Origin of the sequence: Arthrobacter sp. NPDC056691 (assembly GCF_042791415.1) — a bacterium.
In the GTDB taxonomy this organism is placed as follows: Bacteria; Actinomycetota; Actinomycetes; order Actinomycetales; family Micrococcaceae; genus Arthrobacter.
Genome location: NZ_JBHTXX010000004.1, coordinates 82,692 through 98,529 on the forward strand (window position 1 = coordinate 82,692; position 15,838 = coordinate 98,529).

At 66.0% G+C, this 15,838-nt stretch carries 14 protein-coding genes and 1 tRNA gene; 6 read left to right on the forward strand and 9 right to left on the reverse strand.

The annotated features are described in order from the left end of the window. Positions 1-1,014, forward strand: coding sequence for a Gfo/Idh/MocA family oxidoreductase (locus ACFRAU_RS05435; protein ID WP_377999122.1), 1,014 nt, complete (start codon positions 1-3; stop codon positions 1,012-1,014). Positions 1,015-1,036: 22 nt separating this feature from the next. Here the strand turns inward: ACFRAU_RS05435 and ACFRAU_RS05440 are convergent, their stop codons facing one another. Then, a complete protein-coding gene (locus ACFRAU_RS05440; RefSeq protein WP_377999123.1) occupies positions 1,037-2,332 on the reverse strand; it encodes an alpha/beta hydrolase in 1,296 nt (431 codons plus the stop codon). A gap of 149 nt (positions 2,333-2,481) precedes the next feature. On the opposite strand from ACFRAU_RS05440, the gene ACFRAU_RS05445 reads away from it, so the two are divergent. Together ACFRAU_RS05445 and ACFRAU_RS05450 are read left to right on the forward strand one after the other, a co-directional pair. After that, positions 2,482-3,792 carry an alpha/beta hydrolase gene (locus tag ACFRAU_RS05445; protein ID WP_377999124.1) on the forward strand — a complete coding sequence of 437 codons (1,311 nt, stop codon included), beginning with the start codon at positions 2,482-2,484 and terminating at the stop codon, positions 3,790-3,792. Further along, positions 3,789-6,350 (forward strand): bifunctional lysylphosphatidylglycerol flippase/synthetase MprF, encoded by a 2,562-nt coding sequence (locus tag ACFRAU_RS05450; protein ID WP_377999125.1) that lies wholly within the window; start codon positions 3,789-3,791, stop codon positions 6,348-6,350. Before ACFRAU_RS05445 ends, ACFRAU_RS05450 begins: the two co-directional genes overlap by 4 nt. Before the next feature lie 33 nt (positions 6,351-6,383). Here the strand turns inward: ACFRAU_RS05450 and ACFRAU_RS05455 are convergent, their stop codons facing one another. The 7 genes from ACFRAU_RS05455 to ACFRAU_RS05485 all read right to left on the reverse strand — a co-directional run bounded on the left by ACFRAU_RS05455 (position 6,384) and on the right by ACFRAU_RS05485 (position 13,239). Next, entirely contained in the window at positions 6,384-6,908 is a 525-nt protein-coding gene (locus tag ACFRAU_RS05455) for a DoxX family membrane protein (protein ID WP_377999126.1), read from the reverse strand. Between the two features lie 140 nt (positions 6,909-7,048). Beyond that, entirely contained in the window at positions 7,049-8,083 is a 1,035-nt protein-coding gene (locus ACFRAU_RS05460) for a Gfo/Idh/MocA family oxidoreductase (RefSeq protein WP_377999127.1), read from the reverse strand. A gap of 22 nt (positions 8,084-8,105) precedes the next feature. Next, a complete protein-coding gene (locus tag ACFRAU_RS05465; protein ID WP_377999191.1) occupies positions 8,106-9,032 on the reverse strand; it encodes an ATP-binding cassette domain-containing protein in 927 nt (308 codons plus the stop codon). Positions 9,033-9,050: 18 nt separating this feature from the next. Next, a complete protein-coding gene (locus ACFRAU_RS05470; RefSeq protein WP_377995569.1) occupies positions 9,051-10,097 on the reverse strand; it encodes an ABC transporter permease in 1,047 nt (348 codons plus the stop codon). A 65-nt stretch (positions 10,098-10,162) separates the two neighbouring features. Then, complete coding sequence (locus tag ACFRAU_RS05475) at positions 10,163-11,158, reverse strand: substrate-binding domain-containing protein (RefSeq protein ID WP_377995570.1); 996 nt, start codon at positions 11,156-11,158, stop codon at positions 10,163-10,165. A 138-nt stretch (positions 11,159-11,296) separates the two neighbouring features. Continuing rightward, positions 11,297-12,091 carry a TIM barrel protein gene (locus tag ACFRAU_RS05480; protein ID WP_377999128.1) on the reverse strand — a complete coding sequence of 265 codons (795 nt, stop codon included), beginning with the start codon at positions 12,089-12,091 and terminating at the stop codon, positions 11,297-11,299. Next, positions 12,088-13,239 carry a Gfo/Idh/MocA family oxidoreductase gene (locus tag ACFRAU_RS05485; protein WP_377999129.1) on the reverse strand — a complete coding sequence of 384 codons (1,152 nt, stop codon included), beginning with the start codon at positions 13,237-13,239 and terminating at the stop codon, positions 12,088-12,090. Before ACFRAU_RS05485 ends, ACFRAU_RS05480 begins: the two co-directional genes overlap by 4 nt. 109 nt (positions 13,240-13,348) lie before the next feature. Between ACFRAU_RS05485 and ACFRAU_RS05490 the strand changes: the two genes are divergently transcribed. After that, positions 13,349-14,347, forward strand: a complete 999-nt coding sequence (locus tag ACFRAU_RS05490) for a LacI family DNA-binding transcriptional regulator (protein WP_377995573.1) — start codon at positions 13,349-13,351, stop codon at positions 14,345-14,347. Positions 14,348-14,374: 27 nt separating this feature from the next. On the opposite strand, the gene ACFRAU_RS05495 is transcribed toward ACFRAU_RS05490, so the two are convergent. Next, positions 14,375-14,851, reverse strand: coding sequence for a MarR family winged helix-turn-helix transcriptional regulator (locus tag ACFRAU_RS05495; protein WP_377999192.1), 477 nt, complete (start codon positions 14,849-14,851; stop codon positions 14,375-14,377). 95 nt (positions 14,852-14,946) lie between these two features. Here ACFRAU_RS05495 and bcp point away from each other — a divergent pair, with 95 nt between their 5' ends. Continuing rightward, entirely contained in the window at positions 14,947-15,423 is a 477-nt protein-coding gene (bcp, locus tag ACFRAU_RS05500) for a thioredoxin-dependent thiol peroxidase (RefSeq protein WP_377995574.1), read from the forward strand. 128 nt (positions 15,424-15,551) lie between these two features. Continuing rightward, positions 15,552-15,636: transfer RNA gene (locus tag ACFRAU_RS05505), tRNA-Leu, on the forward strand. Positions 15,637-15,838 lie beyond the last annotated feature (202 nt).

Genomic DNA, 15,838 nt, shown 5'->3' on the forward strand with positions numbered 1-15,838 from the left:
ATGCAGCGCTTCGCACTCCTCGGCGCAGGCTTCATCGGCTCCGTCCACGCCGCCAACCTCGCAGCCCATCCGGATGTTGATTTTGAGCTGGTCTTCGATGTTGACCAGGACCGCGCGAAGGCCCTGGCTCTCCAGCATGGCGCCAGCGCTGCCGCGGACCTGGCAGAGGTGTTCGACTCCGCTGCCATCGACGCGGTGTTCATCGCCTCCTCCACCGACACCCACGCCGCGCACCTGCGCCGTGCCGCCGAGGCAGGCCTGGCAGTACTGTGCGAAAAACCCATCGACCTGGACCTCGGAAAGGCCCGGGAGACTGCAGCCTTCGCCGCCAGGCACGCGGTGCCGGTCATGGTGGACTTCAACCGCCGCTTTGACCGTGACTACGCCGAGCTCAAACGGATAGTGGATGCCGGGGAAATTGGAGCCGTGGAGCTCATCCAGCTCACCAGCCGCGGCCCGGCCATGCCGCCGCTGCCCTACATCGCCACCTCCGGCGGCCAGATGCGCGACCAGACCGTGCACTTCTTCGATCTGGTCCGATGGCTGACAGGAACTGACCCCGTTGAGGTCTTCGCCACCGGATCGGCCCTCGCCGAGCCTCGGCTGGCCGAATACGGCGATGTGGATACCTCCGTGGTGTCACTCCGGCTTCCCGGCGGCGCGCTGGTCCAGATCGACTGCGCCCGCCGCACCGGTTACGGGTATGACGAGCGGATCGAAATCATGGGATCCGAGGGCATGGCCGAGGCCGGCCGGCACCGTACCGGTGCGGTGTCGCGCTACTACTCAGGGAAGGTGGTGGCCGACGGCATGCACCCCGGCTGGTTCGAGCGGGTGCAGCCTACCTATGCCGCCGCGCTGGGCCACTTTGTGGCCGCGCTGGAGAACGGAACAGCTGCCGACGGCGGTTCACCCGTCACGCCGTCACTCGAGGACGGCCTGAAGGCACAGGCCATCGCTGAAGCGGCGACGCTGTCCCTGCGCACAGGCAGGAGCGAAGCCATCCAGTACTGACACAGCGGGCTTACCGTTGGCGTCAGCCTGACGCGACGGAGCCGGCAGCGAGCCCGAACCGCGGAAAAAGGAGCGGCAGTCCCGTTCTCACACCGAAGTCAAGGGCATCCCCGCGGTGCCCCACGCCGGTGCCCACAAAGCTCCGGGTCCTCATCCCGGCTGCCTTGGCGTCCTGCTCGGCCACCGCCGCCTGGGGTCCGTACACACGGTCCAGGGATCCGCTCGTAAAGATGGCGAGTTCATCCGGATACCTCCGGTCCTTCATGATGTTGGCGGGCTCCTCCGCGGCGAAGGCCGCGCGGTTGCCCTTGAAGATGACGCTTACGGTGTGCGCCTCGGTGCCGTTGAGCGGCTTCAGCTCGCCGGATATGTCGACAATAGTGCCGAAGAGATCAGGACGCTTGGCGCCAAAGGACAGCGCGCATTCGCCGCCGTTTGAGTAGCCGCCCACCGCCCACTCCGTCCGGCGCGGATCCACGTTCAGGTTCTTGCGGATGTAGCCCACCACGTCTTTGGTGACGTAGGTGTAGACCCTGCCCATGCCGGAGTCGACGCAGACTGGATTGTTGAAGGGGTTGCCGAGCTGGTCAATGGTCAGCGTGATCGGGGCGAGGCCGTGGTGCTGCCGGGCCAGCGCATCGAGTTCCCTGACCGACGATTTGTCCTGTTCCGGTCCGCCGGGCTGGCCCATCATCATGACGAGGACGGGCAGTTCCGGCGGATTGGGGACCAGCGCGGCCGGCGGCAGGTACAGGTGGGCGTCCCGCGCATGGAAACCCGAGGCAGTGGCGGGAATGGTCACGGCGCCGCTCCGGCCCGACGCCGGCATCCCGGTGGGCGCCTTCCAGGTCATCCACAGCGGCTGCCGGGATACCGGCTTCGGGTCCAGCTTCGGCAGCGCGAGGTGGGTGGTGGTGTTGAGGTCCAGGAGGGCGCCGAGTGTGGTGTTCAGGCCGTAAGCGGCATTGATGCCCAGTGTCGCCGTCGAAACAAAGAGCGCAGCAGACGCCACGGCGGCAATCCTGCGCCACCAGCGTGTGCGCCAAAGGTTGGCCAGTGCCAGGGCAACGCCAGCAAAGGCGGCCACGACCCAGGCGCGGGTGTCCGTGTCCAGGGGCAAACCGAAGATGTTGAGCCATGCCTCGCAGATGAGGAGAGTGATAACCCCGGCTGCGGCCCCGCCGGCAACCGCCAGGCCCGCAGTGCGGAGCCGCGAAAGCCCTGGCCTGGCCAGGAGGTACAGCACGGCAAGAATGCTTGCCGCATCAAAGGTGTGCAACAGGGGTCTTTGAAGAATATTGAGGTCCAACAGCTGCATCCCGGCTCCTTGTCCACCCCCAAGGGCAGGGTAAGGCCGCAGCCTTACAGCTCCCTGAATGCTTTCTGGGCACCGGCTTGGACCCCCAGCAAAGCTTCAGGATAGGGGGCTATGGTGTACCCGCTTGCACAGCAAACTGGAGGATTCTGTTGTCGACGTGGCTGTATTCCATCAGTCTCCTGGAGGGCTGGTTCCCCAGCACCCTGTGGGTGCTCAGCGCCATCTCGCTTGGATTCCTGCTCCTCCGCAGGCGCCGGCGCTGGTGGATTTTCGCGGCGGTAACCCTGGGCGCTTCAGTGGCAGCCTGCTTTGGCCTGGCATGGCTGCTGGTCCATGCGTTCTATGTTTGGCCGGAGGACCTTCCCCCGGAGGTTGTCGCCTGGACCGGGCTGGGCGTCTTCGCCGCCGCGGCCGCCGTCGGGAATATGGTCCGGAGCGGCCTTCTGCGCACCCTGGCTGCACCGGTCGCCGCCCTCATTGTCCTGAGCCTGTGCGGATTGCAGATCAACGCCTACTTTGGTTTCATGCCGACCGTAGGGACCCTGCTCGGGAAGTCCTCGTCCACGCTGCTGCCCCTGGAATCAGCGCTGGAAAAGCACGGCGACGCCGCATCCTTCGAAACCTCACCGGTCTACGGGCGCTGGCACAAGCCGCTGAACCTGGCCGCATCCGGCGTCATGCGCCATGCCGAAATCCCCGGGACCGTGTCGGGCTTTCACGGCCGCCACGCGCACATCTATCTGCCGCCGGCCTATCTGGTCAAAAACCGGCCAAAGCTTCCGGTCCTGGTTCTTGTCGGCAGCCAGCCAGGCTGGCCGGGAGTGTGGGCTGTCAGCGGGAATCTGGTCCAGATGATGAATGAGTTCGCCGAGGCGCACCGTGGGCTGGCACCGGTGGTGGTCATCCCGGATCCGAACGGCACCGAGGACGGCAACACCATGTGCATGGACACCACCCTCGCCAAAACCGACACCTATATGAGCGTGGACGTGCCCGACTGGATCAAGCACAACCTCGACGTCGACTCCGACCCGCGTCACTGGGCGGTGGGCGGCTTCTCCTTCGGCGGCACCTGCGCCGTTCAGATGGCCACCCGCCATCCCGGGGTTTACCCGAACTTCATGAGTTTCGCCGGCGAGCGCGAGCCTGCCCTCGCCGTCTCCCGGCAGGAGACTGCAGACCTGGCATTTGCGGGAAACCTCGCTGCGTTCACGGCAGAGGTTCCCCTGACCCTGCTTTCCCAGCGGCACTACCCGGACAGCTACGGTTTCTTCGCGGCAGGCGGCGATGACAGCGAATTCCGGGACAACGCCGTCGTTCTGTCGGCAGCCGCCGTGAAAGCCGGGATGCACGTCAGGACTGCCATCATTCCGGATGCGGGACACTCATGGAAAGTGGTCCTGGATTCGATGCAGCAGGCATTGAATTTCCTGGCAAAGCCGATGGGGCTGGTCCCGTGAGTCCCGTGAGCGATACCCTGCCCGGCCGGGCCCCGAGGCTACTGGCCTTCGGGCGCCTGCTCGTCAGGATTCCACTCGCTTCGTGCCTCACCATCACAATGTGGACGGCCGCTGTCGCGACGCATGCAGTGACTGCCGGTCCCCCGGCCGGAATCCGGCCGGCGGTGGCGCCGAGCCTGTTCGCTGCCGGCCAGGGCGACTTCCGGGCCCTGTTCCTCTCCATTTTCTTCACCGGAAACCTGGCATCCTACGTGCTGGCGAGCATCGTCATCCTCGCCGCCATCGGGTTCGCCGAATCCACGATGGGCACCTGGCGGGCGGCGGCAGCCTTCCTCGGCGGCCATCTTGGGGCCCTGGTGCTGTACTTCGCCGTGGTCCAGGCGGGCTCCGCACTCGGCAGCGACTGGCTGGCCAGCATGAAGCACGCGGGCGTCCTGGGTCCCTATGCGGGCGCGCTCGCTGCGGCGATGGCCGCCAGTCCGCTTGTCAGTGCGCTGTGGCGACGGCGCCTGCGTTCCGTGGCCATCGCCGTGACGCTGATGCTTCTCCTGTACGTCGGGCACCCGCAGTCACTCGACGGGTTCCTGGGCCTGCTCTGCGGGCTGGCACTGGGCCAGTTCATGCACCGCCACACGGCGCGGGCCTCCCGGCTCTCAGCCCATTTCACCCGGTCGTCCAGCAGGGAAACCAGGGCCCTGCTGTCCATGACCGTGGCTGTCTTCGCGGCCGGCCCGGCAATGGCGGCACTGGCACAGGCCCCCTCGGGTCCGCTGGCGGTGCTCCGGGACCTCATCGTTAATCCGATTCCCACCATCGGCCAGCTCCAGGCCAATTGCCCGGCGGCAATCGACCTCAGCTGCGCGCAGGTGATCCACAGTCCCGGGCTCAACGGGCCGGGCGGCGTCGCCTTGTCGCTGGTACCGTTCCTGATGCTTCTTGTGTGCGCGGAAGGCCTCCGCCGGGGAAACCGGTTGGCACTGTGGCTGACCATCGGCGTGCACCTGGTGATCGCCGTTCTCTCCGCCCTGCATCTGCAGCTCTTCTCGCTTTTTGGCACCTACATGCGTACCGGCGGCCGGATCCTCTCCGTGGACTCAGCGATCGTCGAAGTGCTGCCGGTGGTGCTGGTCCCGTTCGTCATCGCAGCGCTGCTGTTCGTCAGCCGGCGGCACTTCATCGTCGACCCTGATCCCGTGCTGCGGCACCGCACGCTGATCCTGCTCCCGTCCCTGTTCGCGGTGTTTGTCCTGGGATACGTGATCGCCTGGTTTGCCGAGGACAACTATCACCGCCGCGCCGGGCTGCTGGCGCTGGTCACCACGCTTCCCCGGATGTTCCTGCCGTACCCGTTTTCCTTCCGCTATTCCGTGTCGGTCTATCCGCACGGCTTCTTCTCCACCCTGCTCTTCAGCTTTGGCGGCGCCGCCTTCTGGCTGGTGGCCATGATCAGCGTCCTCGGACTCTTCCTCAGCCGCAGGCTCAGGGATGCACGCCGGGAGACCGACCAGTCGCTGGCCAAGGAACTCGTCCGGGTGGGCGGCGGATCGTTGTCATGGATGGCCCTGTGGCCCAATAACCGCTATTGGTTCAACGACGCCGGGACGGCGGGGATCGCGTACCAGGTCCACTTCAATGTTGCCGTCACCGTGGGCGGCCCCTTCGGGAAACCCGGGGACGCGTATGCGGCCACCGAAGAGTTCACCCGCTTTTGCGCGGCCCATTCCCTGGCACCGTGTTGGTATTCCATCGCCGATGACCAGTGGGAGCACCTGGCGAAGCTGGGCTACCGGCGGGTCGCCGTTGCCGAGGAGACACTGCTGCCCATCCGTGAAATCGAATTCAAGGGTAAGGAGTGGCAAAACGTCCGCACCGCGATCAACAAGGCGCGGAAGCTGGGAATCGCTGTGCTCTGGTCAACGTACAGCGAACTGGCCGGCAGCCTGCGCGCGCAGGTCCACGAGATCTCGGAAGCCTGGGTGGCGGACAAGGCCCTGCCGGAAATGGGGTTCACCCTGGGCAGCCTGGAAGAACTGAAGGACGACGACGTTCTCCTGTGCCTGGCCGTGGACACGGAGGGCACAGTGCACGGCGTGACCAGCTGGCTCCCCGTGTTCGGGCGCGGACGCGTCGTCAGCCGGACCCTTGACTTCATGCGGCGGAGCCGTGAGTCCTTTCCGGGCGTCATGGAATTTCTGATCGCCTCGGCCGTCCTTCACTTCAAGGAGACCCTGGACGTAATTTCGCTCTCCGGCTCGCCCCTCGTCAACTCCGGCCAGGCCAGCCCAAGTCCCGCGGCCGGAGCGGCCGCGGCAGTTGCCGCAGAGGGGGACGCCCTGGGCAGGTTCCTGAACCTGCTGGGCAGCGGTCTCGAGCCCGTCTACGGGTTCCGGTCGCTGGCAGCGTTCAAGGCACGGTTCCGGCCCCGGCACCGGACGCTGTACATGATGTACCAGGACCCGCTCTGGCTGCCGCGCATCGGACGCGCCGTCACAGAGGCGTACATGCCTAACATCTCCCTCCGGCAGACGGCGAAGCTGGTGCGCGAAATCGTGGGCTAGGACCCCGCACCCCGCCCATTCAGACGGCCACCCCTATTCCTGCACCGACGCCTGCGCACGTGCTGTCAGCGGCTGCGCCGGGCCCCGGTTCCTTGACCTGGCAGGACAATGGGCGATCAGGGCCAAGGTCGCGCCGATGAGGACGAGGTTCTTCATGACAAACTCGCCGTCCGCGGTCAGGAGCAGGGGGTCGCCTTGGGTAAACATCAGCCCGGGCAGCATCACGAAGGTCAGGAAGGTTCCGCAGAGGTGCGCCGCCAGGACCGGAAGCGCCAGGCGGAGCGCAATCCCGGTGACGACCAATACGCCCAGCAGCACCTCAACTCCACCGAGAACAGTCACCACCACGTGCGGGTCAGCCCAGGGAAGTGTGCCGGCAACCATGCCCGCCACCGGCGATACTCCTGCCACTTTCAGCGCCCCGAACCACATGAACACGACGCCCAGCAAGAAACGCAGCGACGGCATCGCCGCCAGGCGCAGCACCTGGACAAGACGTGCTTCGGCAGCACCCCCAAAACGCACCAGCAGCCCGCCCCCGCGCAGCAAAGTTTTCATCGTGTTTCCTCCCTGACGATGGGGACAGCCGCCTCCCCGCTTATTGGATGCAGGGAGGCTACGGGAGGGCCCTTGTGTTTTCCTTTGGCACGCGGGCATGGGGCGGGTCCCCGCAGGCGCCGGGCCGGGCTCTGTCCGCGTCAGCCCGCCGTCTGGAGCGCGACGCGCTCCGGTTCACCGGACAGCAGCGATGCCTGGGCGGCGTCGGCCACCATGGACGCTGCGACTGCGTCCTCCGGTGTGCACGGGTTCTCCCGCTGCCCCAGCACCAGTTCCACAAAGGCCGCCATCTCGGCCCGGTACGCCGTGTGGAACCGCTCGGCGAACGTCCTGTGCGGCGGTCCCGCGGGGAAGCCCACCCCCGGTTCGGCGGAGGCCATCGCCATCTGCTCATCCATCCCCACCATGACGGATCCGGCGGATCCCTGGAGTTCCAGCCGGACGTCGTGTCCTGCCCCGTTGTAGCGGGTGGCCGAGACCGTTCCGACGCTGCCGTCGTCGAACGTCACCACTGCCAGCGCGGTGTCGACGTCGCCGACTGCGCCGATGGCGGGGTCACCATTGTTGGACCCCTTGGCGAATACCTCCACGATCTCCTTGCCGGTGAGCCACCGGAGGATGTCGAAGTCGTGAACGGAGCAGTCGCGGAAAAGCCCGCCGGACGTCGCGAGGAACTCCACCGGCGGCGGTGTCATGTCGCAGGTAACCGCCCTGACCGTGTGGAGCCATCCCAGCTCCCCGGCGTCGAAAGCGCGCTTGGCTTCCAGGTAGCCCGGATCGAACCGGCGCTGGTGGCCGATCTGGACGGTGCCGCCCGCGGCCCGGATATGGTCGAGCACGGGCAATGACTCCTCGACGTTGACCGCGACCGGCTTTTCGCAGAACACCGGGATTCCGGCGTCCACGCCTGCCCTGATCAGGTCAGGGTGCGTGGCGGTCCCCGTGGCGATGACCAGCCCGTCGATGCCGGAGGCAAGCAGGGCTTCAACGGAGGGAAGGAACCCGGCACCGATTCCGCTGGCCAGTGAGCGGGCATGCTCTGCGGCAACGTCGGTCAGCTGCAGGCGGACCGAGGTGCCCCGCGGCACCAAAAGCTCATTCAGTCCGGTGATGTTCCGGGCGTGCATGGCGCCGATCCGGCCCACGCCCACGAGTCCAAGGGTTACTTCCTTCATGCTGCTCCTTCTCACGGCTCCCCTACTCCGACGCCCGGCCGGCGTCGGCCACGGAGTCAGCCACGCCGGCGACTTCGGCCTGGACTTCCTTGAGGGCGGCAGTGTGGCCGCCGAGCTGTTCGAGTTCGTGGGCGAGCTCGGCCAGTTCCGCGCCGCCGGCCATCTGGGCGGTGAGTTCTTCGAGGGTGATGTCCTTTTTCTCGTAATAGCCGATCGAGCGGCCACGCTTGAGCAGCAGGAACCGGTCCCCCACCGGGAACGCGTGGTGCGGGTTGTGGGTAATGAAGATGACCCCCAGGCCACGGTCCCTGGCCTGCAGGATGTACCGGAGCACCACGCCGGACTGCTTGACGCCCAGAGCTGCGGTGGGTTCGTCCAGGATCAGCACCTTTGCACCGAAATACACGGCCCGGGCGATCGCCACGCACTGGCGTTCACCGCCGGACAGCTGGCCGATGGGCTGTTCCACATCGCGCAGGTCGATGCCCATGTCCGCCAGTTCCTTCTTCGTGATGTCCTTCATCCGCTGCACGTCCATCCGGCGGAACGGCCCGGACCCGACGGTCAGCTCCGAACCGAGGAAGAAGTTCCGCCAGATCGGCATCAGGGCCACCACCGCCAGGTCCTGGTACACCGCGGCGATCCCGGCGTCCAGGGCCTCACGCGGGGAACTGAGTTTGCGTTCCTCGCCCATAATTTTGAACGTGCCCTCGTCGTGCTGGTGCAGGCCGGCGATGATCTTGATCAGCGTGGACTTGCCCGCGCCGTTGTCCCCCAGCACGCAGGTCACCCGGCCGTTGTCCACCGCCATCGTCACCTCGGTCAGCGCGATGATGTTCCCGTAATGCTTGCCCACGTTGTCCAGCGAGAGCAGGTGCACCGGGGTGTGGGTCAGCGGGTCTTTTTCGTCCTTCAGCAGGGTCTGCTGGTCAATCTGGTGTGCATTCATTGTCTTCACGGTCCCCTTCTACTTCAGTTCCGCGCGGCGCTTGACGATCAGGTTCACGATGGTGGCCAGCAGCAGCATCAGGCCCAGGAAGAACTTGAACCAGTCCGGGTTCCACTGCGCATAGACGATGCCCTTGTTCGCCATCCCGAAGATGAACGCCCCGATCGCACCGCCCACCGCCGAACCGTACCCGCCGGTCAGCAGGCATCCGCCGATGACGGCGGCGATGATGTAGAGGAACTCGTTGCCCACACCCTCACCGGACTGCACGGCATCGAACGCGAACAGGTTATGCATCCCCAGCACCCAGCCGCAGAACCCCACCGCCATGAATAACCCGATCTTGGTCTTCGTCACCGGAACACCCACCGCCCGGGCCGCGTTCGCGTCCCCGCCGGACGCGAAAATCCAGTTCCCCACCCGGGTCCGCAACAGCACCCACGACGCCACCGCCACCAAAGCAATCCAAATGAACACCGTGATCTTGACCTCCACCCCGCCCAGCGTGACCGAGGACGCGAAAATCGCCTGGGCCGAGGAGAACCCGTCCATCGTGGAGATCGACGGCGAGGACACCGACCCGCCGATCAGCCGGGTAAGGCCCAGATTCAGGCCCGTCAGCATCAAAAACGTCGCCAGGGTCACGATGAAGCTCGGCAGCTTCGTCTTGACCAGAATCCACCCGTTGATAAAGCCGATACCCAGCGAGACCACCAGGGCCAGGCCGACGCCGACCCAGACATTCGTGCTGAAATACCAGCTGAACAGCGACGCCGTCAGCGCCGAACTGATCACCGCAACACCCGTCGAAAGGTCAAACTCGCCGCCGATCATCAGCAGCGACACCCCCACCGCCATGATGCCGATCGTCGAGGACCCGTACAACACCGTCGCGAACGCATTCGGCTGGATAAACGTCTGCGACACGGACGCGAAGAAGACGAACAGGACAACAGCACCCACGAGGGCACCGACCTCGGGCCGTCCAAGGAGTTTCTGTAAAGGATTCTTCCGGCCGACTCGCTCATCGACGGCGGGAGGCCTGGTCAGGGTCTGGGTGGTCATGATGGTTCTCCTTTGTTCCGCCGGCGCCTGCCGGAGAGGCGGGCACCGGCGGATGTCCAAGCTGGTTAGCGAATGCCCTGCTGGGCGAAGGTGAGGGCGTTGGCTGCTCCGGCCTTGTCCACGATGGTGGGGCCGGTCAGGACGGGCTGGCCGCCGCCGATCCTGAAGCCGCCGCGCTTGTACTGCCAGAGCGCGTCCACCGAGCTGTAGCCCTGGAGCCAGGGCTGCTGGTCAACGGTGAATTCAACGGCGCCGTCGGCAATCTTCTGGGCGAGTTCGGCGTTCATGTCGAAGGAGGCCACCTTGGCCTTGCTGCCGGCGGCGGTGACTGCCTTGAGGATGGTCAGGGTATAGGGTGCGCCCAGGCCGATGACGACGTCCGCGTCAGGCGTGGCCTGTAGCTTGGCGGTCACGGTGGAGGACACCTGGGTCATGTCCGTGCCCTGCACGTACAGGATTTCCGTTGCCGGAACCTTCGACTTCACGCCTGCACAGCGGGCTTCGAGGCCTACGTGGCCCTGTTCCTGGATGACGCAGATGCCATGCTTCAGGCCCAGGGAGTTGAGCTTGTCGCCCACCGCTTCACCGGCGAGTTTCTCGTTCGACCCGAAGTGCGTGAACGCGCCCAGCTGTGCCGACACCGATTCGCCGGCGTTCAGGCTCACGATGGGAATGCCTGCGTCCGTGGCCTTCTTCAGGGCGTCCTTCAGGGCGTCCGGCTTGGCCAGGGTCACGGCGATGCCGTCCACCTTCTGGTCCACGGCCTGCTGGATCAGCTGCGCCTGGCGGCCGCCTTCAGGGTCCGAGGTGTACAGCAGCTCCACGTTGTCCTTGGCTGCGGCTTCCTCGGCGCCCTTGCGGACAATGTCCCAGAAGGTGTCGCCGGGAGCAGCATGCGTGATGAGGGCGACCTTGATGCGCGGCGTCGACGCCGCCTGCCCGCCGGCCCCGGCGTTCGCGTTTTCCGCCGGCCTCCCACCGCTGGATGAACAGGCGCTGAGAGCCAACATCGGCACGACGGCGGCAACCAGTGCCACCTTCTGCCATGAAAATTTCTTCACCGAAAATCTCCTTTGATCCGGGTTCCGGCCGTGCCACGCCGCACCGGCCGGAATGTTTATATACCCGATCATGGTGACTCGGATCACTCTTGTCAATGTTTGTCCTAACATTAGGACGATATTAGTTTTGTTGCTGGTTTACCCGCCTGTGAAGGCATGCCGGAACGCCGACAGGGCCCTGTCCCCCGCGGCAAGTCCGGATCCGCCCGACGCGGCCGCCTCCAGGCCGATAACGCCCGAGTAGCCGGCGCCGGCGAGCGCCTTGGCGACGGCGCTGTAGTTAACCTCCCCCGTTCCGGGTTCGAACCGGCCCGGAACGTCAGCCACCTGGATTTCCCCGATCCACGGCCGGGCTCCGCGGACAAGTTCAATAAGGTTTCCTTCGCCGATCTGGGCATGGTAAAGATCCAGCATCATCCTTACGTGCGGGTGGTCAGCTGCGGACACCAGCGCCAGGGTGTCCTTGGCCCGCGCCAGCGGTATGCCCGGGTGATCCAGGGCAGTGTTGAGGTTCTCAAGCGCAAAGACGACGCCGTGCCGCTCACCAAGGCTGCCCAGCCGCTCCAGGGTGCGAAGGCCGGTCAGCCACATCTCTCCGGTGGAGCGATGGAGCGGGCGGACGGCCACCCCGCCGTCGCCAAGTTCCGCCGGATGCACCACCATGCGCTCGACGCCCAGCTCCAGCGCCGTCGGGATGAGCTTCTCCGCCGATTCCACGACGCGGTCCGCACCGTCGGGGTCGATGAGACTGCCGCCGAAGTAGCCGCTCATGGAGGAGAAACGGGCACCAGTGGCAGCCAGCACCGAAACGTCCCGGCCCCGCGTGTCCCAGAGTTCCACCTCGAACCCCTGCTCATGAATGCGCTGCACCCGCTCGATGAGGGGCAACTCGCCGTAGAGCATCTCGGCGCATGCTGCCAGCCGGAAGCTCATGCGCCCCGTCCTCTGGAGTTCTGTCCCATGGAGTGCTGTCCTGTGAACTGCAGCCCCGGCTCGGCCGGGCGCAGATGTGCCACAGCGGAAACATCCACCGGGACGCCGGCCTCGTGCGACCGGATCGCGGCCAGCGCCACCGCAAGCGCGTTGCGGGCATCGACGCCGCCCGGTGCCGCCGTACCGCCCCCTGCCCGTCCGGCCCGGCGCGCCGCCACGCCGTCGACGAACCGGGCCAGTTCGGCGGTGTAGGCATCGTGGAAGAGGTCAATGTTCAGCCGCACGGTGTCCGAGGCGATGCCCGCGGCGGTGTAGCTCACGGCGCTGGATGCCTGCGGGCCGCCCGCGGAGACCATGCCGGCCGATCCGAAGACTTCGCCCCGCACGTCATAGCCATACAGGGCGTTGAAGTTGGCCTCAGCCACTGCAATGGCACCGTTGCTGTAGGTCACTGTGACCACCGCGGTGTCCAGCAGGCCGCCGGCTTTCGCTTCCGGGGCCACCAGGGCGTCAGCGACTGCGTGCACCTTCACCGGCACCGCACCCGGGTTCAGCCAGTTCAGGGTATCGAAATCATGGATCAGCGTTTCCAGGAAGATCGTTCCGGGCGCTATCCGCTCCGGGGAGGCAATGCCAGCGGCGGTGCCCGGGTCACGGGTGAGGGACCGCAGCAGCTGAGGGGTGCCAACCACCCCGTCGTCGATCAGTTTCCTCGCGGCGGCGAAGTCCGCCGCGAAGCGCCGGTTGAACCCGAACTGGACATTGACCCCGGCGGCGTCAGCAGCGGCAAGCGCCTCATCCAGTTCCTCGACTGTGCGGCCGCCCGGCTTTTCGCAGAACACGTCCTTGCCGGCCCGTGCGGCAGCTGCGATAAGACCCGAATGGAATCTTGCCGGTGACGCCACCAGGACGGCATCAATGTCGGGATCGTTAATCACGTCCGCCGGATCTGCGGAGATTCTGCCAACGCCAAGCCTGCCTGCCAGGGCTTCAGTGGCCGGCAGGGCGGGGTCAGCGATGGCATCCAGCCGCGCATTGGGAATGCGGTGCGCGACGGATTCGGCATGGAAGGCGCCAATCCAGCCGGCTCCAATCAGGCCGAGGCGGAGGGGGCGGTTGTCACCGGCCGGTTGCTGGACGTAGGTCATGTTTCAGTCCCCTTCTCGAGTTTCTAGATCGTTCTAGTGCACTGATGGTGGCACAGCCGTTGGCAATCTGTCTAGATCGTTCTATAGACTGCTGGCAGCAAGGAGGCACATGACTGAACAGCAACGGCGCCCCACCCTGATGGACGTCGCCGAGGCGGCCGGCGTATCACGGGCCCTGGTGTCCATCGTGATGCGCGGTGCCCCGGGCGCGGCCGAGGCCACGAGGCAGAAGGTGCTCGACGCCGCGCGTCAGCTTGGCTACCGGCCGGACAGCCGTGCCCGGCTGCTGCGCAGCACACGGACCAAACTCCTCGGCCTCAGCTTCTCCACGGCGCACGCTTTCCACGCCGAGATTGTGGACGCCGCTTACGCCGAGGCCGGCGCCAAGGGATACGAACTCGCACTGGGCGGCGTCACCAGCGGCAGGCCCGAGGCCCGGACCATCGAGGCTCTCCTGGATTTCGGGTCCGAGGCACTGATTCTGATCTCGCCCACGCTCAGCAGCGACGAACTGGCGCGGTACGCCGCCCAGGTGCCGGTGGTGAGCCTCCTCCGGAACGACGTCGGTGAACTCACCGACTCCGTCAGCAGCGATGACTACGAAGGCATCCGAATGGCGGTGGAGCACCTCGTGTCCCTGGGGCACCGGCGGATCGTCCATGTCGACGGCGGTTCCGCGGTCTCCGCCGAACCGCGCCGGTCAGCTTTCCGGGCGGAGATGGAACGCCGCGGCCTGGAGCCGGCCATTATTGCCGGCGGTGCGATGGAGGAAGACGGAATGACGGCCGGCAATACCCTCGGCCCGGTCATGCCGACAGCCGTGATCGCCTTTAACGACAGGGCGGCCCTGGGGGTCATCGAGAGCCTCCGGGCACAGGGGCAACAGGTTCCGGCAGACGTGTCAGTGCTGGGCTACGACGACAGCCAGTTCGCGCGGCTTAGCTATGTGCAACTGTCCTCGATCAGCCAGGACGCCCCACTGCTTGCCGCGGCGGCAGTGGACCGCGCCGTGGCGCGGATAGAAGGAAAGCAGCCGGCCGGGCATGTTGTGCGGACCCCGCACCTGGTGGCACGCAAAACCACTGCCGCTCCCCCTGCAGGCGGGTAGTCGCCGGTGCCGGGAATTCGCCTCGGACTAGGAATTTGCCTCGACGGTCAGCCCGGCCTCGGCGCCGGCAACGATCGCGCTGGTCTCCGGCGATGCGAAGCGCTTGGCCAGCTCCCGGACCACGGCCTGCAGTTCCTGGCGGAGCAGATCCGGGTCAATGGACGCCGCGGCGAGGACGGACCGTTCCATGTCCGCAGCAGCCATTACTGCTTCGGTGCCGCGTTCCGTGAGCGATACGACATGGCTCCGCCGGTCCGACGTGCTGCGCTGGCGCACGATGTGCCCGTGCGACTCGAGGCGGCTCAGCGTCTTGCCCATGGTTTGGGCCTGCACCCGGACAAGCTGGGCCAACTGCGCCTGCGTCATGGGACCGCTGTTGTAGAGCACCTCGATGGCAATAACGCCCGCGTGGGTCAGGCCAATGGCGCCCAGCTTCTCGTTCCATGAGTGCTCAACGAGGCGGGCCGCCGTGGACAAGAGGCGCCCTGTGGGCCAGCGATCCATATCAGGCATACCACCAAGTATAACTAAGCCTGATTAGTACCCGACACGAAGCCTTACTAAGCTGAAATGTCCTGCACCAAAACAAGGAGACAACGTTGGCTGAAAAACTTACGCCCGGCGACACTGCCCCCGGCTTCACACTGAAGAACGCAACGGGAGCGGACGTCAGCCTCAGCGATTACCGCGGCCGGAACACCATCGTCTATTTCTACCCGGCCGCTGCAACACCCGGGTGCACCAAGCAGGCCTGTGACTTCCGGGACAGCCTGGCATCCCTTCAGGCTGCCGGCTACGAGGTGTTGGGAATCTCGCCTGACCCGGTGGGCAAGCTGGCCAGTTTCGCCGACGCCGAGGGCCTCACGTTCCCCCTCCTGTCAGACGAAGACCATGCAGTTGCCGAGGCATACGCCGCGTGGGGCGAGAAGAAGAACTACGGCCGGACCTACGAGGGCCTCATCCGTTCCACAGTGGTGGTGGATCCGGACGGAAAAGTCGCCGTGGCCCAGTACAACGTCCGGGCCACCGGGCACGTCGCCAAGCTGCGCAAGGACCTGAAGCTCACGGACGCCTGACGGCGCCGCCCAACGCAAACGGAGCCTGCCGCAAGGACCGCACAGGTGACGGTACAATTGAGGCTGGCATCCGCCGTCGTACGTTTTCCTGCTGCTGACAGCATGCAGGGCGCACCAGGCGGAGCCGGGCGCGAGTGGTGAAATTGGCAGACACGCAGGATTTAGGTTCCTGTGCCTTCGGGCGTGGGGGTTCAAGTCCCCCCTTGCGCACCAGGAAGAAACGGGGAAATCCCGGGCTACGGCCCGGGATTTCCCCGTTTAACAAACTTTCCCGGTTCACCCATCCGTTGCTGGCTGCAAGGCGAATACCCAGTGAGACACCGCCCACCTGCCCCACAGACAGGCCGGTGCCCCACAGTCGGAAAAGGATCACCGGAGGACCCTTCCCTTCCTCCGGCCCCGATCGTCCGCACAA

What these genes read in the sequence shown, in the direction of transcription:
- ACFRAU_RS05460 (WP_377999127.1), bottom strand. Translation starts at nt 8,083, where the DNA reads ATGAAGGAAGTAACCCTTGGACTCGTGGGCGTGGGCCGGATCGGCGCC.
- ACFRAU_RS05480 (WP_377999128.1), bottom strand. Translation starts at nt 12,091, where the DNA reads ATGAGCTTCCGGCTGGCAGCATGCGCCGAGATGCTCTACGGCGAGTTG.
- ACFRAU_RS05490 (WP_377995573.1), top strand. Translation starts at nt 13,349, where the DNA reads ATGACTGAACAGCAACGGCGCCCCACCCTGATGGACGTCGCCGAGGCG.
- ACFRAU_RS05495 (WP_377999192.1), bottom strand. Translation starts at nt 14,851, where the DNA reads ATGGATCGCTGGCCCACAGGGCGCCTCTTGTCCACGGCGGCCCGCCTC.
- ACFRAU_RS05435 (WP_377999122.1), top strand. Translation starts at nt 1, where the DNA reads ATGCAGCGCTTCGCACTCCTCGGCGCAGGCTTCATCGGCTCCGTCCAC.
- ACFRAU_RS05455 (WP_377999126.1), bottom strand. Translation starts at nt 6,908, where the DNA reads ATGAAAACTTTGCTGCGCGGGGGCGGGCTGCTGGTGCGTTTTGGGGGT.
- ACFRAU_RS05470 (WP_377995569.1), bottom strand. Translation starts at nt 10,097, where the DNA reads ATGACCACCCAGACCCTGACCAGGCCTCCCGCCGTCGATGAGCGAGTC.
- ACFRAU_RS05465 (WP_377999191.1), bottom strand. Translation starts at nt 9,032, where the DNA reads ATGAATGCACACCAGATTGACCAGCAGACCCTGCTGAAGGACGAAAAA.
- ACFRAU_RS05485 (WP_377999129.1), bottom strand. Translation starts at nt 13,239, where the DNA reads ATGACCTACGTCCAGCAACCGGCCGGTGACAACCGCCCCCTCCGCCTC.
- ACFRAU_RS05440 (WP_377999123.1), bottom strand. Translation starts at nt 2,332, where the DNA reads ATGCAGCTGTTGGACCTCAATATTCTTCAAAGACCCCTGTTGCACACC.